Origin of the sequence: Siansivirga zeaxanthinifaciens CC-SAMT-1 (assembly GCF_000941055.1) — a bacterium.
GTDB lineage: Bacteria > Bacteroidota > Bacteroidia > Flavobacteriales > Flavobacteriaceae > Siansivirga > Siansivirga zeaxanthinifaciens.
This window is the reverse complement of record NZ_CP007202.1, coordinates 625,893-642,548: the sequence shown is the minus strand read 5'-3', so window position 1 is coordinate 642,548 and position 16,656 is coordinate 625,893. Positions and strand designations below refer to the sequence as shown.

Annotated in this window: 14 protein-coding genes, 1 tRNA gene and 1 pseudogene; 11 read left to right on the top strand and 5 right to left on the bottom strand. The window is 32.6% G+C overall.

What is annotated here, in order from left to right:
- From AW14_RS02920 to AW14_RS02900, 4 genes and pseudogenes are all read left to right on the top strand, one after another.
- A complete protein-coding gene (locus tag AW14_RS02920; protein WP_084708749.1) occupies window positions 1–1,023 on the top strand; it encodes a metal-dependent transcriptional regulator in 1,023 nt (340 codons plus the stop codon).
- A gap of 3 nt (window positions 1,024–1,026) precedes the next feature.
- Window positions 1,027–3,221, top strand: a pseudogene (feoB, locus tag AW14_RS15005) (ferrous iron transport protein B).
- A gap of 34 nt (window positions 3,222–3,255) precedes the next feature.
- The gene (locus AW14_RS02905) at window positions 3,256–4,014 is read left to right on the top strand and encodes a transporter (protein WP_154662107.1); all 759 of its coding nucleotides are present in this window, start codon (window positions 3,256–3,258) and stop codon (window positions 4,012–4,014) included.
- A 48-nt stretch (window positions 4,015–4,062) separates the two neighbouring features.
- Window positions 4,063–4,602 carry a hypothetical protein gene (locus AW14_RS02900; protein WP_044637451.1) on the top strand — a complete coding sequence of 180 codons (540 nt, stop codon included), beginning with the start codon at window positions 4,063–4,065 and terminating at the stop codon, window positions 4,600–4,602.
- Window positions 4,603–4,801: 199 nt separating this feature from the next.
- Here AW14_RS02900 and feoB (AW14_RS02895) read toward each other — a convergent pair whose 3' ends face one another.
- The 3 genes from feoB (AW14_RS02895) to AW14_RS02885 form a co-directional block, all read right to left on the bottom strand.
- Complete coding sequence (feoB, locus tag AW14_RS02895; RefSeq protein ID WP_044637450.1) at window positions 4,802–6,901, bottom strand: ferrous iron transport protein B; 2,100 nt, start codon at window positions 6,899–6,901, stop codon at window positions 4,802–4,804.
- On the bottom strand, window positions 6,894–7,127 hold the full coding sequence (locus AW14_RS02890) for a FeoA family protein (RefSeq protein WP_044637449.1): 234 nt from the start codon (window positions 7,125–7,127) through the stop codon (window positions 6,894–6,896). Before AW14_RS02890 ends, feoB (AW14_RS02895) begins: the two co-directional genes overlap by 8 nt.
- 142 nt (window positions 7,128–7,269) lie before the next feature.
- On the bottom strand, window positions 7,270–7,938 hold the full coding sequence (locus AW14_RS02885; RefSeq protein WP_044637448.1) for an SCO family protein: 669 nt from the start codon (window positions 7,936–7,938) through the stop codon (window positions 7,270–7,272).
- Window positions 7,939–8,106: 168 nt separating this feature from the next.
- Here AW14_RS02885 and rseP point away from each other — a divergent pair, with 168 nt between their 5' ends.
- Both rseP and AW14_RS02875 read left to right on the top strand, forming a co-directional pair.
- Complete coding sequence (gene rseP, locus AW14_RS02880) at window positions 8,107–9,468, top strand: RIP metalloprotease RseP (RefSeq protein WP_044637447.1); 1,362 nt, start codon at window positions 8,107–8,109, stop codon at window positions 9,466–9,468.
- Between the two features lie 86 nt (window positions 9,469–9,554).
- A tRNA-Asn gene (locus AW14_RS02875) sits at window positions 9,555–9,628 on the top strand.
- A 459-nt stretch (window positions 9,629–10,087) separates the two neighbouring features.
- On the opposite strand, the gene AW14_RS02870 is transcribed toward AW14_RS02875, so the two are convergent.
- Entirely contained in the window at window positions 10,088–11,008 is a 921-nt protein-coding gene (locus tag AW14_RS02870) for a helix-turn-helix transcriptional regulator (protein WP_044637446.1), read from the bottom strand.
- 62 nt (window positions 11,009–11,070) lie between these two features.
- On the opposite strand from AW14_RS02870, the gene AW14_RS02865 reads away from it, so the two are divergent.
- The 5 genes from AW14_RS02865 to AW14_RS02845 all read left to right on the top strand — a co-directional run bounded on the left by AW14_RS02865 (window position 11,071) and on the right by AW14_RS02845 (window position 15,090).
- On the top strand, window positions 11,071–11,277 hold the full coding sequence (locus AW14_RS02865) for a hypothetical protein (RefSeq protein WP_044637445.1): 207 nt from the start codon (window positions 11,071–11,073) through the stop codon (window positions 11,275–11,277).
- A 55-nt stretch (window positions 11,278–11,332) separates the two neighbouring features.
- A complete protein-coding gene (locus AW14_RS02860) occupies window positions 11,333–11,905 on the top strand; it encodes a hypothetical protein (protein ID WP_044637444.1) in 573 nt (190 codons plus the stop codon).
- A 39-nt stretch (window positions 11,906–11,944) separates the two neighbouring features.
- The gene (locus AW14_RS02855) at window positions 11,945–13,939 is read left to right on the top strand and encodes a DUF2779 domain-containing protein (RefSeq protein WP_044637443.1); all 1,995 of its coding nucleotides are present in this window, start codon (window positions 11,945–11,947) and stop codon (window positions 13,937–13,939) included.
- 16 nt (window positions 13,940–13,955) lie between these two features.
- Window positions 13,956–14,654 (top strand): hypothetical protein, encoded by a 699-nt coding sequence (locus AW14_RS02850; RefSeq protein ID WP_044637442.1) that lies wholly within the window; start codon window positions 13,956–13,958, stop codon window positions 14,652–14,654.
- 61 nt (window positions 14,655–14,715) lie between these two features.
- Window positions 14,716–15,090 carry a hypothetical protein gene (locus AW14_RS02845; RefSeq protein WP_044637441.1) on the top strand — a complete coding sequence of 125 codons (375 nt, stop codon included), beginning with the start codon at window positions 14,716–14,718 and terminating at the stop codon, window positions 15,088–15,090.
- A gap of 311 nt (window positions 15,091–15,401) precedes the next feature.
- Here AW14_RS02845 and AW14_RS02840 read toward each other — a convergent pair whose 3' ends face one another.
- Complete coding sequence (locus AW14_RS02840) at window positions 15,402–16,598, bottom strand: IS256 family transposase (protein ID WP_044637031.1); 1,197 nt, start codon at window positions 16,596–16,598, stop codon at window positions 15,402–15,404.
- Window positions 16,599–16,656: the final 58 nt, after the last annotated feature.

Genomic DNA, 16,656 nt, shown 5'->3' with positions numbered 1-16,656 from the left:
ATGAATACATATAATCCCATAACAGCTCTCATTATTTTCTTTATAATTTCGGTTATACTATTTGTGCTTTTTAGGCCTGTAAAAGGCTGGTTTTGGATACTTCAGAAAAATTTAAAAGGAAATGAGAAAATTATTATTGAAGATATTTTAAAGCAATTATATCATTTTGAAAATTCTGACAACAAGGTAGATATGAAAACCTTAGTTCAGGTGTTAGATTTTAACAATACTAGAATTGTTGAGGCTATTAATAAAATGACGATTAACAATTTAATTTATTTCGAGTCCGATATTTTAAAACTTACCGAAACGGGTCGTGATTATGCCCTAAGAATTGTTAGAGTGCATCGTCTTTGGGAGCGTTATTTGGCCGATAAAACCGGGTTTCATAAAACCGAATGGCACGATAGAGCTGAATCTATGGAACACCGATTAGACCATGATGAAGCCGAACAATTAGCTGCCCGTTTGGGAAACCCCAAGTTCGATCCGCATGGCGACCCCATTCCAACTAAAACTGGAAAAGTTGCTAAAGTTAGTGGGGTAGAATTACCACTTTTAAAAGTAGGTTCGGTGGGCCGTATTACACACATAGAAGATGAGCCGGAGGTTATTTACAAGCAAATTCTAGCTGAAAATATTCACATAGGGTCGCTTATTCGGGTTTTAGAAAATAACAGTACGCGTATTGTATTTCAATCGGAAGGTGAAACGTTTCGATTGGCACCAATTGTGGCTGCCAATTTAACCGTAGCCCCCATAGAAAAGGAAGTCGTTATAGAAGATAATATCGCCAGATTATCTAGTTTAAACGAAAATGAAACCGCCACAATTATTGGAATTTCAAAAGAGAGTAGGGGCGATAGCAGAAGGCGTTTGCTAGATTTAGGTTTTGTTAAGGGCGCATCTATAAAAATAGATTTAATCAACCCACTGGGGCAACCACATGCCTATTTAATAAAAGGAACGTCTATTGCCTTAAGGAAAGATCAGGCGGCTAAAATTTTAATTAAAAAAGATTAAACCATGGAAACTAAAGTAAAAAGTGCTTGCGATACATGTGCTCATTTTAATGCCGATGGATTAAAAAAATTAGGTGTTAATACCGATCAATTCGATTTTGTTGTCGCATTAGCTGGAAATCCAAATACAGGAAAAAGTACTGTTTTTAATGCCCTAACCGGTTTGCGCCAACATACTGGAAATTGGCCTGGAAAAACGGTAACACGCGCCGAAGGGGGTTTTGAGTATAATACTCAAAAATACAAATTGGTAGATTTGCCGGGTACATACTCGTTGCTTTCAACATCTGAAGATGAAGAAGTTGCAAGAGATTTTATTCTTTTCGGAAAACCTAACGTAACCGTTATTGTTGTTGATGCCAACCGATTGGAACGTAACTTAAATTTAGTGCTTCAAATTTTAGAGATTACAGATAAAGCGGTGTTGTGTTTAAATTTAATGGACGAAGCAAAACGCAATCATGTAAATATAGACGAGCGCACACTGGCAAGAGATTTGGGTATTCCGGTTGTGCCTACAAGTGCGCGATATAATAAGGGCATTCCCGAATTAATTCAAACCATAAGCGACATTGCAAATGGAAACATTATTTGTAAACCACACAAAATTAAAAGTGTGCCTGCCAGTATTGAGAAAGCACTTAAAACACTTACCACAGAAATAGAAAAAGAATTCCCAAACATTCCTAACAGTCGTTGGATTGCTTTTCGATTGTTAGAAGGTGATACGCAAATTATTAAAGCATTGAAATCGGGAGAATTTGCTTAAACTTTAAACATATGAATCAAAAAAACATTGATAATATCATTGAACTATCTAATGAATTACGTTGGCAAATTGGCGACGATTTTCATGATAATTTAACCGAAAGTATTTATGCAGATGCTGCTAATATAGTTAAAGACACCGTACAGGTAGATAACTCGAAAAGACGCTTTCGTCTGGATGCTAAAATAGATAAGATTGTTACCAGCAAAACCTTTGGTTTTCCTATTATGTTTTTAATTCTGGCAACGGTTCTTTGGTTAACTATTGTGGGTGCTAATTATCCGTCTTCGTTGTTAGCAAATTTGTTTTTAGATACCATTCATCCGGCTTTAAAAAGTGGCGCAGCTAGTATTGGAATGCCTTGGTGGCTCGACGGATTTTTAATAGACGGCGTTTATCTAGCCGTGGCCTGGGTTATAGCGGTAATGCTTCCACCCATGGCTATCTTTTTTCCAATGTTTACCCTACTTGAAGATTTTGGCTATTTGCCACGTGTGGCGTTTAATTTAGATTCGTTGTTTAGTAAATCGGGTGCCCATGGCAAACAAGCCTTAACCATGAGTATGGGGTTTGGTTGTAATGCTGCCGGTGTTGTTGCAACACGAATTATTGATAGTCCGCGTGAACGATTAATTGCCATTATTACCAATAATTTTTCATTGTGTAATGGGCGCTGGCCTACTCAAATTTTAATAGCTACCATTTTTATTGGTGCTGTTGTTCCCGAATCGTTTTCTAGCGTTGTGTCGTTATTAGCAGTAATAGGAATTGCCGTATTAGGTATGGCCTTTATGTTTGGAGTATCTTGGGCGCTGTCTAAAACCGTTTTAAAAGGTGAAGTTTCTACTTTTAATTTAGAATTACCACCGTACAGACCACCGCGTTTTTGGAAAACCATTTACACATCTTTAATAGACAGAACGGCTATTGTTTTATGGCGTGCTATTGTGTTTGCCGCACCGGCGGGAGCTGTAATATGGCTTATCTCTAATATTCATATAGGTGGCGAAAGTATTGCAGCTTTGTTAATTGATTCTATGGATGGTTTCGGATTTTTACTGGGCTTAAATGGGGTTATTTTATTGGCTTACATAGTTGCTATACCTGCCAACGAAATTGTTATTCCTACCATTTTAATGTTAACCGTTTTAGTAACGGGCGCTCATGCAGGTGAAGGCGCTGGTGTTATGTTCGAATTAGATTCTATGAATGCTACAGGCGATTTGCTTCGAGCCGGTGGCTGGACACTTTTAACGGCTATAAATTTGATGCTTTTTAGTTTATTACATAATCCGTGCAGCACAACTATTTACACCATTTATAAAGAAACGAAAAGTTTAAAATGGACCGTTTTTGCTTCAGTTATGCCTGTAATTTTAGGGTTTGTAGTTACTTTTTTAGTCGCTCAAATCTGGAGAGTCATTTTTTAAATTTCTGATGTTTTTTCAGAATAAATAATTTCATGTGAAACATATTTTAACAACTATTATTATGATGGTAATAATGGGCTACACTGGTTTTGCCCAAATTATTACAGACAGACCCGACCAAACCGAGAGTTCTTCAACAGTAGAACAAGGTAGCTTTCAAATAGAATCTGGTATTTTAATTGGTTTTACCGAAGATGCATTTAGTTCGCAAAGGCAACTGTTAGCGCCATCAACATTGTTTAGATATGGCCTAACGAAAGGCATTGAAATTCGCGTTGTGAATCAGTTTGAAAGCATAAAAAATCAAACAAATTCAATCGAAAAAAGTGGAATAAGTGATTTAGAAATAGGTGCCAAAATTCAACTTTTAAAAAAAGAAACTATAAATACAGAAATAGCGTTTCTATCACATCTGGTTTTACCAACAGGATCAAAATTTCTATCTAATGAAAATCTTGGTACTATTAATAAAATCTCTATTTCTCACCAATTAAACGAAACGCTTGGTTTGGGTTATAATTTAGGCTACGACTATTTTGGTTATGGTAACGGCGATTTAACTTACTCCGTCGCTTTAGGGATAGCTGTTTCAAATAGGTTTAGTTTTTATTTAGAACCTTACGGAAGCATTGTAAATGTCGATACACATGAGGCTAATTTTGATGCCGGTATAACGTATTTAATTCATGAGCAGTGCCAAATAGATTTTTCTTTTGGTACGGGTGTTAATCATACCATGAATTATTTATCGGTAGGATTTAGTATTAATATTGCAAAACCAGCTTTGAATTAGAGGTATAATTTTTGATGTAGGTTTTTAGGTTACTTATACTTAACGGATATGAAACATTTTATTTTGATATGCTTTGCATTAGGTTGTTTTTCTTGTATTCCGTTACGAATTGCTCCCAGCATTAAAACCGATAAAGTAATGGTAGCCAAGAAGTTTAAAAGAAAGCTTCCTAAAAGGTATGCCTTTATTTTTGAAGACCCCAAAGACGCCGATGAATTTTACAATTATGTAAATACAAAATACGCATTAAACCATCAAGATGTAGCGTGGAATGTGCCTTTTGAAGTTAATGGTTCGGTATATTATTTTTCATTTCATGAAGTCGAAATTACAACAAAAACATTCAATATACTTCCTGTTTTTATTGATGCCGCTTTGCAATCTAATGATAAAGAACCTTTTTTTGAAGATAGTTATATATCAAGAACAGGTAGTTGGTATGTGGCTGTTACTGTAGCAGATGCCCTTTTTAATGACTGTTTAAAGCCAGATTATATAAACAGAGAAGCTATTTTAAAATATTTAAGAAATATGCGTGTTGAATATTTAAACACCAGCAATTACTTAGAAGCCTTTTTAAAGCAATAAGATTAATGGCAACCACAATCGTTGCTGCCACATGCTTTTTTAGTCTTCGGTTTTTTTAAGAAGTATTTTTTAATTAAAAAATATACAGCCAAACCGAGTGCCGAAAAAACTAAAATATTTTGAAGTATGGTGTTCACGTTTTTTTAGTCGTTAATATTACAGTTTCATTTCATGAGATGCTTGCCTTCGCAGCGAGGTATTATTTCAAAAACTGAAAAGCAATTAAAGCCACAAAATAAGCAAAACCACTCATGATGGTAAGTTGTAAAACGGGCCATTTCCAGCTATTGGTTTCGCGTTTTACAACTGCTAAGGTACTCATGCACTGCATGGCAAAAGCATAAAACAACAATAAAGATATCCCTGATGCAAACGTAAATAGTGGTCCGCCAAGAATCGGGTTAACCTCTGCTGCCATTCGGTTTTTTATGGTTGCTTCATCATCATTACCAACACTGTAAATGGTTGCTAAAGTGCCAACAAATACTTCGCGTGCAGCAAAACTACTCACAATGGCAATACCTATTTTCCAGTCGTAACCAAGAGGTCTAATAAGCGGTTCAATGGTGCGGCCTGTAATACCAATAAACGAATGTTCTAGTTTATGTGCAGCGATGTGGTGTTGTAAATCTTCTTGGCTTAAATTTTCATTGCTGTACTGCTTTTTAACAATAGCTTCTGCATCATTAAAATTATCGCCAGGACCATAAGACGCTAAAAACCAAAGCACAATAGAGATGGCTAAAATAATTTTTCCTGCCCCAAAAATAAAAGCCTTTGTTTTTTCTACTACAGTTAAAACCACATTTTTAAATAGTGGAAGTTTATAATTAGGCATTTCAACAACAAAAAACGTTTTACTTTTTATTTTTAAAATCTTATTTAAAATAGCTGCCGAAATAATGGCGGTTAAAAACCCAATTAAATAGAGTAACATGAGTGTTAAAGCCTGGTAACTCAATCCTAAAATTCGACCTTCTGGAATTACTAAAGCAATAATAATTAAATAAACAGGTAGTCTGGCAGAACAGGTTGTAAATGGGGTTACTAAAATGGTTATGAGGCGCTCTTTCCAACTTTCAATGTTGCGGGTTGCCATAATAGCCGGAATGGCACAGGCTGTACCCGAAATAAGCGGCACAATACTTTTTCCGCTTAAACCAAAACGACGCATGATGCGATCCATTAAAAACACCACACGACTCATATAACCACTTTCTTCAAGCACCGAAATAAACAAGAACAAAAAGGCAATTTGAGGAATAAAAATAACGATACCTCCAAGTCCTGGTATAATACCTTCGGCCAATAAATTAGTAAAGGCGCCAGAAGGAAGTTTGTCTTTAACCCACTCGCTAAGCAGAGCAAAAGTATTGTCTATAAAATCCATTGGTACGCTAGACCAATCGTAAATAGCTTGAAAAATGGTTAAAAGAATTAAAAAGAAAATAAGATAACCCCAAACGCGGTGCGTTAAAATACGATCTAGTTTGGTGCGTAAATCTTTGGCTTGCGATATGTCTATGGTTTGTCCAACTTTTAAAACATGGTTTATAAATTGGTATCGTTTTATGGTTTCTTTTTGCTGTAAACGCTTTAAATCAATTTTACTTTTTGTTTTAAAATTGGCAACTGCTTCAATTTCATTTCTATCGGTTTTTCCAAAATTAACATCTTGAGTAATAACCAGCCATAATTTATAAAGTAATTGATTTGGAAAGGCATGGCGTAAGCTATCAAAATAATCTTTATCAATTTCAGAAGCATTTAAACAAGGCGTAATAGATAAATCTTTATAATTAGAAATAAGCTGTTTTAAAGTGTCTATACCTTCTTTTTTTCTGGTACTAACCAGTGCTATTTTGGTTTGAAGTTGTTTTTCCAGATAATCGATATCTAACGAAATGCCTTTATAACGCATTCTATCGGCCATGTTAATAACCAAAAGCGTTGGGATTTCTAAATCTTTAATCTGAGTAAACAGCAATAAATTACGTTTTAAATTTTCTACATCACTAACAACAACAGCTATGTCTGGAAAATCTTTATCGTTTTTATTTAAGAGTAATTCTATAACAACATTCTCGTCTAGCGACGAGGCATTTAAACTGTAAGTACCGGGTAAATCGATAATATGCGCCTTTACACCACGTGGCAATTTGCAAATACCTTCTTTTTTCTCTACGGTTATACCCGGGTAGTTTCCCACCTTTTGGTTTAGCCCAGTTAAAGCATTAAAAACAGAGGTTTTTCCGGTATTTGGATTACCAATTAAGGCAACATTTATTTGTTTACTCATCTACTTTTTCAATTAAAATATGAACAGCAGTTTCCTTTCTAATTGCCACATGAGAACCATTAATATTGAGGTACATGGGGTCTTTAAAAGGTGCCAATTGAACAAGCTCGACAAAATTGCCGGGTAAACAACCCATTTCCAATAATTTTAAGGGTATTTCTCTAGAAGAAACATCCCGTATAATGGCGCGTTCGCCTCGTTTTAAATTGGCTAAAGTAGTCTCCAAGCTTATTTAGATTGATTTTAAAGAGGCAAAAGTAAGGTAAAAGTTTAAGAGTTAAAAAAGTTTAGAGGTTTAAAGTTTAATAATTCGTTTTTTTCAATAATATATTGCTTAAACTACAACCCATCTTTAGCATCACAAAAAATTATTTCTCTTCTTTTAAAATATCAATATCATTTAATAATTTTTGAATGTCCTCTTCATTTGTGCCATCGTAAAAACCTCTAATTTGTCGTTTTTTATCTATAAGCATAAAATTTTCTGTATGTATCATATCAAAAGGACCCGCATCACCAAAGGTTTTAACGGCTAAATAACTTTTTCTGGCAAGTTCGTAAATTTGCTTTTTATCGCCTGTTACTAAATTCCATTTGCTATCAACAACACCTTTTTCAAGTGCATAGCGTTTTAGTTGGGCTACGGAATCAATTTCTGGTGTTACCGAATGCGAAAGCAGCATTACATCATCATCATTTAAAATTGCTTTTTGAATTTCGGCCATATGCCCTGTCATAATAGGGCATATGGTTTGGCATGTGGTAAAAAAGAAATCTGCCACATAAATTTTGTCTTTATAATCGTCTTGAGTTATGGTTTTTCCATTTTGATTGATAAGCTTAAAATCGGCAATTTTATGATACTTTCTCTTATACTGAATGGTGCTGTCTACTAACTCGGTACTTACCATAGTAGGTTGATAAATGGGAAGCGGCTGGTACACATTAAGTGTATTATAAATTATGGAAATAATAATTACAGAAAGAATTAAAAAAACAATTCCAAAGGTTTTGTAATCTTTAAAAAACGATAACATATTGCTGTTTAAAATTTAATTTATGCAAAAATACGGCTAAAATTAAACACCTCATGCCTTTATATACCTTTAAATTCTTGTTAAATATAAGTACATACTACAAATGGTTTTTTAAAGTTGGTTTAAAAGCTTACTTTTACGCGATTATAAAAAATCGAAAGAAAATATATGGAATTTGTTATTAAAATATCTCAATTTTTATTGAGCCTTTCATTACTAATAATATTACACGAATTAGGACATTTTATTCCTGCCAAAGCTTTTAAAACCAGAGTTGAAAAATTCTATCTCTTTTTTGATGTGAAATTTTCTTTGTTTAAAAAGAAAATTGGAGATACCGTTTACGGAATTGGTTGGTTGCCCTTAGGAGGTTACGTTAAAATTTCTGGTATGATAGACGAAAGTATGGATACCGAGCAAATGGCGAAAGAACCACAACCATGGGAGTTTCGTTCTAAACCAGCCTGGCAACGTTTAATAATTATGTTAGGTGGTGTAACTGTAAATTTCTTGCTGGCCATTCTTATTTATATAGGCATGAGTTATGCCTATGGCGATAAATTTTTACCTAATGCTAGCATAAAAGACGGTGTTTTAATTGAAAGTTCGGTGGCTAATAAAGCTGGGCTTTTAACCGGGGATAAAATTATTTCTGTTGATGGTGATAGAATTGAAAAATTCTCTGAAATTTCTGAAAAAGTATTATTTGGTAAAGAAGTAACCGTAGAAAGAGATGGTGTAACAACTACCATTAAAATGCCAGAAGATTTCTTGTCGCAATTAATGGACGCCAAAGAAAAAGGATTTATAAGTTTAAGAGAACCTTTTATTGTTATGCAGGTTCCCGATACTTCTTTTAACAAAGCGAGTGGCATTAAAGCGGGCGATATTTTCTTATCTATTAACGATTTTAAAACGAAATATATCGACCAGGTAAAATCAGGTTTAGAAAAGTTTAAAGGACAGCAAGTAACGGCAACCGTTTTAAGAAATGATGAAGAAGTACAAGTGCCTTTAAAAGTTGATAACGAAGGCCGATTAGCGTTGTATTATGCGAGTGCTTCAACACCTGAAACTTTAGAGAAATTAGGGTATTATAATTACGAAACTTTAAAATATAGTTTAATAGAATCTGTTCCTGTTGGTTTTAAAAAAGCGGGCGATAAAGTATCATCGTACTTAACTCAATTTAAAGCTATTTTCACACCAAGCACAGGGGCTTATAAAGGTGTTGGCGGTTTTAAAGCTATTTACGATATTTTTCCAGATTATTGGAATTGGCAAAACTTCTGGAGCATTACAGCTTTTCTATCTATTATGTTAGGCGTTTTAAATTTATTGCCTATTCCGGCTTTAGACGGTGGTCATGTTATGTTTTTATTATATGAAATAATATCGGGAAGAAAACCAGGTGATAAGTTTATGGAATATGCTCAAATGGTAGGCTTCTTTATTCTAATTGCCTTAGTATTATTTGCTAATGGAAACGATGTTTACAAGGGCATTACCGAGTGGCTAAACTCGAAATAAAAAAGTTTTATATTTTTTTAAAAAAAGTTTGTAGATATGAAAAAGGCTCTTATATTTGCACTCGCTTAGGCAAAATAACCTAACACTCCTCCTTAGCTCAGTTGGTTAGAGCATTTGACTGTTAATCAAAGGGTCCTTGGTTCGAGCCCAAGAGGGGGAGCAAAAACAAAAAAAAGACTTTACAGAAATGTAAGGTCTTTTTTGGTTTTATACAGTTTCTACAGGGGTTTATACATGTTTTTTGTATTCTATCAAGACTTGAGCAAATTGACAAGTTGCCAAGTTATTATTCAAGAAAAGGTGCCCAAATAGGTGCCCGTATATTTTAAAAAGGTGCCCAAGTTATTTAAAGCTTTTAAGTTTATTATTAGGCGCGTCAGTATGAAAGATTAGAATTAATGTTATTTATAAGTTCTTTTCTCTGGAATAGCACCTCTTCCTCCTCCTTCAGGATTATCTATGTCTCCGATGTATCTTGGTATAATGTGGCAATGGAAATTGTAAGCGAGTTATTTGGACATTCAGATATGAAAGTAACACAAGAAAGCTATGGTAAGGTTGTGCAGAAGAAAATTAGCTTGGAAATGGAGAAATTGAAGGGAAGGATTAGCTTCCCTTTTTAAGTAATATCTGAAATCAAGTTTTTATAATACTCCCGAATAAACTTCTTCAAATTCACAGGCTCAATTATTTTAATATCACCTTGCTGTGCAAGTATAAATTTTATTAATTCTAAATTCGGAATAAGTTTAAAATGCACTTTAGTAAATTCACCTTCTTTCTCATTTGAAATGTGTTGAGAATAATGAATTGGATTATTTTTTAAATAGGGTAAATAATTATCTTTAACCTCTATTATAATTGTTTCTGTGGTTGGAGCTTTAAAATATGGTTTTGAAGGCTCCCATTCGCTTAAAGGCATAGAAGCTCCTAGTGTGTTTTTAAAGTCAATGATTTTTTGCTTGTTTTTGTCTATTAAATTAATCTCAAATTGCTCTTGTGTACTTAATGAATTAATTCTATCACAACCGAATACTTTTGCTATAGGGTCGTCAGAATATAATTCAAAAGCTAGCAAATGCCATTGCCCATTATATTCCTTCAAGACTAATGGTGCTACATGACGACTGCTTTTATGGTTAGAATTAAATGATTGATATACAAAACTGATGGATAATCTGTTTGTTATTGATTTTAATATGGTTGGCAATATTCCAGAACTTATAGTTGGAGGCGTTTGCAAGGTGTTCTCATCTGTTATAAACTGATGTAAACCATTAGAGTTCATTTGGTCTTTAACCTTATTTAAAATATCTATTTCATGGGTAATATCATTTTCAATGGATAACTCGTATGAATTGTTTAAGATTAAATCATAACCAAGGTCTTTAATAATATTAAAATCTCTTTGCAGTGTTTTTTCTGAAACATAAACATCAAAATTTTCCAATCTATCTTTCAATTTTGCCTTTGTTAATCGGTTTCTCTTTAAAATATCAATAATCAAAATTAAACGAGATAGGTTTGGATAAGATTTCATTTTTTAATAGTCTGGACGTTATTTGTCCAATATAGGAAGTAATGTTGTAAAAAAATAATATTATGATTTTAAATTTAATTGCTCTGTATTTTATTATTGGATTATTAATAAACTACGGTGTTTCTAGTTTTGATAAAATTGAAATATTCAATGATAAAGAAACTTCAGATGAACCTTTAAATCCTCATTTGGTTATTTTATTGTGGCCAATTCTTTTTGCTAGTGTTTGTTATTATTTTTTAAAAGGATTAATCAATAGATGGACATAATATGTCCATTAAAAAATAGTCATTTGTATATAATTAACCATTAATAAAATCAAGTATGAAACTTCCGTTACGACCATCTTTTTTATTAAAAATACCATACTTTCAAATTCTATTTGATTTAAGGTATGAAGGTTTTGCAGAAGAGTTTACAACTTATTTCAATCATAATTTAGAAACAAATCCAGAGGAAAACTTCAAATTATTTAAGGAGTTTTCTGAATCAAAATTTCCTATTGAGCAAATGAATATTGTTCATAATCTCGGTGTTTATTATTTCAGATACCAAAAAAATTATTGGAGTAAAAGACCAAAAAATTCTATTGATTTTTTAAAATGGGAAAGTGCTTTTGAAAATTTTCTTCCAACTTATGAGAACAAACTTGGTACCAAGATTTTAATAGCTCCAAAATGGGATAAACAAACGGAATCATTTTCTGAGTTTTTTATTACTGAAACAGACGTGCATCAGTCTGTAATGGAGGGTCTAGATATGATGCTAATAAGTGAAAAGGTTCCCCGCTCTCTACTTCCAGCATTCGCTCTTTCAATTCTTATTATCTACTATGAACATAAAACAGAAATAGAATATTTTCTTGAACAGGAAGATCCCACTTTTAAAATTATTTAATAAACCATAATTACATATTATTAATTATATTTATATTATATGAGAGCACTTACAAAGTCTAGATTTAAATTAGCATTGGAATGTCCTAACAAATTGTATTATACGAAAAAGACGGATTATGCTAATTTGAAAGTAGATAATCCTTTTTTAGATGCATTAGCATCAGGTGGTTTTCAAGTTGAAGAACTAGCTAAATTACATTATCCAAATGGTATTTTGATTGAAGATAAAAAGTCTGATGGAGCTTATGATTATAAGGATAAGTTAGAAGAAACCAACAAGCTTCTAGAAAGAGAAAATGTAGTTATTTTTGAAGCAGCTTTTCAGTTTGACAATCTTTTTATTCGAGTTGATATTTTAGAAAAAAAGGGAAATCAAATTAATCTTATTGAAGTTAAGTCTAAATCCTTTTATTCTTCTAATTCCAATTATGAATTTGTTGGAAAAAGGGATGGTATAGAAAAGTCCTGGGCACCCTATTTATTTGATGTAGCATTTCAGAAATATGTTATAGAAAAATCATTTCCTGAATTTACTGTTACACCTTTTTTAATGTTGGCTGATAAGGATAAAACAACTACAATAGAAGGGTTAAATCAGCTGTTTAGAGTTACCAAAAAGTCTAATAATCGCACAGGCGTAGAGCCAAAAATATTGAAGCTAAACAATCCTGACAAAGAATCTGTTTTATCAAAGGTTGATGTTTCTGGTGTAATCAATAATATAGTATCAGGGAAACATCGGATTTTAAAAGAATATGAATTTGAAGACGCTATTCAGCTTTTTTCAAAAGCATATAAAGAAGACCGTTATTTCGATTTTGATTTAAATTTTCAAGCCTGTAAGAAATGTGAGTTTAAAACAGATGTTGAAAGTCAAAATTTAAAGTCTGGTTTTAAAGAATGCTTTTCAAAAAAAATGGGTTGGAAAGAAGATGATTTTAAAGACCCAAATGCTTTTGAAATTTGGAAATTACATTATACAAAACTTAAAACATTTCAAGAGTTAGAAATTTTAAAATTAGAAGATATTGATGATGAATTATTAAAGCCTAAAAGTGTATCTAAACCTATTTTAGATGGAATGACCTCATATGAAAGACAGTTAATACAAAAAACGAAGGCCACTGAAAAAGATTTTGAACCAAAGGTTTTAAAAGCCAAGTTAAAAGCTGAAATGGATAGTTGGCAGTTTCCTTTAAATTTCATTGATTTTGAAGCGTCAGTATCTCCTTTGCCTTTTTATGCTGGACAGCATCCATATGAGAAAGTTGTTTTTCAGTTTTCACATCATATTTATAATGAGGATGGCAGTATAGTGCATGCTAATGAGTATATCAATATAAATGCTGGTGAATTTCCAAACTTTGAGTTTGTTAGAGAATTAAAATTAGCTTTAGAACAAAACAATGGAACTGTCTTTCAATTTTCAACTTATGAAAATTCTACACTTAATCAAGTTAAAGTTCAATTAGAAAATTCTAATGAGCCTGATAGAGTTGAATTAATAACTTTTATTAAATCATTAACAACGCCTCCAAAGAGTACAGATTACAAAGGAGAAATATGGAAACCCTCAAGAGGTATGGTTGACCTATGTGAAGTGATTAAAGCCTATTACTATAATCCTTATACAAGAGGTAGTAATTCCATAAAAGCCATTTTACCAGCCGTTTTTGAAACAAGTGAGTTTATAATTAATAAGTACAGTAAGCCTTTAGCTAATTTAAACATCACCTCAAAAAACTTTAAACCTAATAAAGTTTGGATTACAAAAGTAAACGGAAAGGTTGTTGATCCTTATAAATCTTTAGATAAACCATTTAAAGATTGGGATGATAACTTTGAAAGAGTTAGTGATATTGAGGAAATTAATGATGGTGGAGCAGCGATGACAGCTTATGGATTGGCACAATATACAGATATGAAAGATGATGAAAGAGATTTTATAAAATCAGCATTGCTAAAATATTGCGAATTAGATACTTTAGCAATGGTAATGGTTTATGAGCATTTAAAAGAAATAATAATTTAAAAAAAAAAATTTAATTATGAAATACCCTCCTATAGATTTCAATTATTGGCTTGCTAAATGGACTGAGAATGTTGGAAATATTCCCGTATATCGTAATGTTAATATATTACCATGGTCAGATTTTCAAGGAAATTTAATGGACTGTGAAAATGAAATATTAAATATAATTCAACAAGATATATTAAATGATGAAGATATTTTAAAAGTTGTAGATTTAATTAATCAATGGGGTGGTAAAACAGCAAGAATGTTTTACGTACAAGGTAAAGGCAATAAAAGTCCAAGGGAATTGATTATGTCAGACCCTAATCTCCAGCACTACAAAGATGGGATAGAATTAGCCAAAGGTAATGATTATAGAGCTGTTAATGAATTTCTCAAAGTTTATGGTATTGGTCATTCTTTTATGGGAAAACATGCTCAATTTTGGAGTAATTTTTCAATGGTAATTCTTGACCAAAAAATAGCAGGAACATTAGGTTATAAAACACCCCAGTTATTAATTAGTTTGAATACATATAATGAATTTATGAATCATATTAATATTATTAGGGATAATAATGAATTAAATAATTCTGTTGAAGTAGAAAGAGCTTTGTTTGCCTTTCATAGCAATTATTTTGATAATTCAAATACGAGATTTAGAAATGGTATTACTGATTATACTGACCAAGAATATGCGAATTGTATAGCTCAAATTCTTGATATAAATTAACTAGAAATGCATAAATTAATCGACTAGCACTTATTTCAAATAAATATTTGTTTAAAATTTAATGAAAATAAAATACAAAAAACTAGTTGTTGAGTCACTATTTGGTCTAATAGAAGGTTCAGCCAAAGGGCTTGAAAAAGCTATTAAAGATGATTTCTTGTTGGAGTTTAATTTTGTTCCAGAAAAATTACAAGTTAAAGGTACAGATAAATTCATTAAAAAAGAAGATGGGTATGATATCTGGATTGGTACCATGACAGTTAACCTAATAATTGGTGGTGAAGAATTTAATGTCACAAGAAATTGGGAAGAGGAATATTATATAGATATAAAACACCCTGATTACTTAATCGATGAAGATTTTTATGATAGCAGTAAAAAGTATTCATCAAAGAAATACCGTGAGATAATTAATAGTTTTAATTCAGAATTTTAAATTTTGTAAACTAGATTTTTCTGAGCCTAAAATGTGGTAAACTTTAAAAGTCCAACTTGGAATTAGTGTATGTGTTTAGTAGAAAAAAAATATTTAAAGTTTGTAGTTTTAAATATAAAGTTGAATTAAATAAATATAGAACTCATATTAAGAGTGAGCAAAAACAAAAAAAAGACTTTACAGAAATGTAAGGTCTTTTTTGGTTTTAATATATTATAAATTCAATTTAAAGGCTTTTAATTACCGTGTGCAGCCTTGCTTGGACACTATCCCGTAAAGTGTGTAAGTTAAAAATCGAGGGTTTAACTTTTTTAAAGTTGAACCCTTTTTTCAAATATAGTTAAAAACTGGTTTAAAATAATGCCCCAGTTCCTAATAGGCATCGACCATTTTTTGGTAGCCTCTCTAAGGGCTAAAAAAGTGGACTTCATAACAGCTTCATCTGTTGGGAATGAGAGCTTGTTTTTAGTGTATTTTCTGATTTTTCCATTAAGGTTTTCAATAAGGTTCGTAGTGTAAATGATTTTTCTAATTTCTAAAGGAAATTCATAGAAAGCGGTAAGTTCTTCCCAGTTATCTCTCCAGCTTTTAATAGCGTAAGAGTACTTGTGTTCCCATTTCTGAGCAAAGTCTTCTAGGGCGGCTTTTGCTGCACTTTTGGTGGGTGCATCGTAGATGCTTTTCATGTCCTTTGTAAATTCTTTCTTGTCTTTCCAAACAACATACCGACAAGCATTACGAATCTGGTGTACCACGCAGATTTGGGTTTTAGATTCAGGAAAAACGTTTTTAATGGTGTCGGTAAAACCGTTAAGATTATCTGTGGCCGTGATAAGCAAATCCTGAACGCCTCTGGCTTTCATATCGGTTAGTACACTCATCCAAAAGGCTGCCGATTCATTCTTCCCCAACCAAAGCCCTAAGACTTCCTTTTTACCATCTCTACGCAGTCCTACGGCGATGTACATGGTTTTGTTAATGACTTTGGAGTTCTCCCGAACCTTAAATACGATGCCATCCATCCAAGTAATTAAATATACGGGCTCCAGAGGTCTGTTTTGCCAAGCAACAATATCATTGGTAACTTTATCTGTGATACGTGATATGGTAGATGTGGATACATCAAAATCGTAAACTTCTCGGATTTGCTCTTCAATATCAGAATTACTCATACCCTTGGCATAAAGGCTGATAATGACGTTTTCTATGCCATCAACCATGTTAGTGCGTTTAGGAACCAGCATAGGGTTAAAAGAAGCGTCCCGGTCTCTGGGAACTTTAATATTAGTCTCTCCTAAAGCTGTTTTTATCTTTTTAGACCCATAGCCGTTACGGGTATTGCTATTATCGGATTGCTGATGCTTCTCATAGTCTAAATGAGCATCAAGTTCCCCTTCTAGCATCTTTTCAATACCTCGCTTTTGAATGGATTTTAGAAAGGAGGTCAGTTCGTCTCCTGTTTTAAACTGTTTTAAAAAATCGTCGTTTAGAAAATCTTCTTTCTTCATAAGTGTGTAAATTTTAAAATTAAACAAAAAAATATCGAGGGTTGCAACCCTCGATATT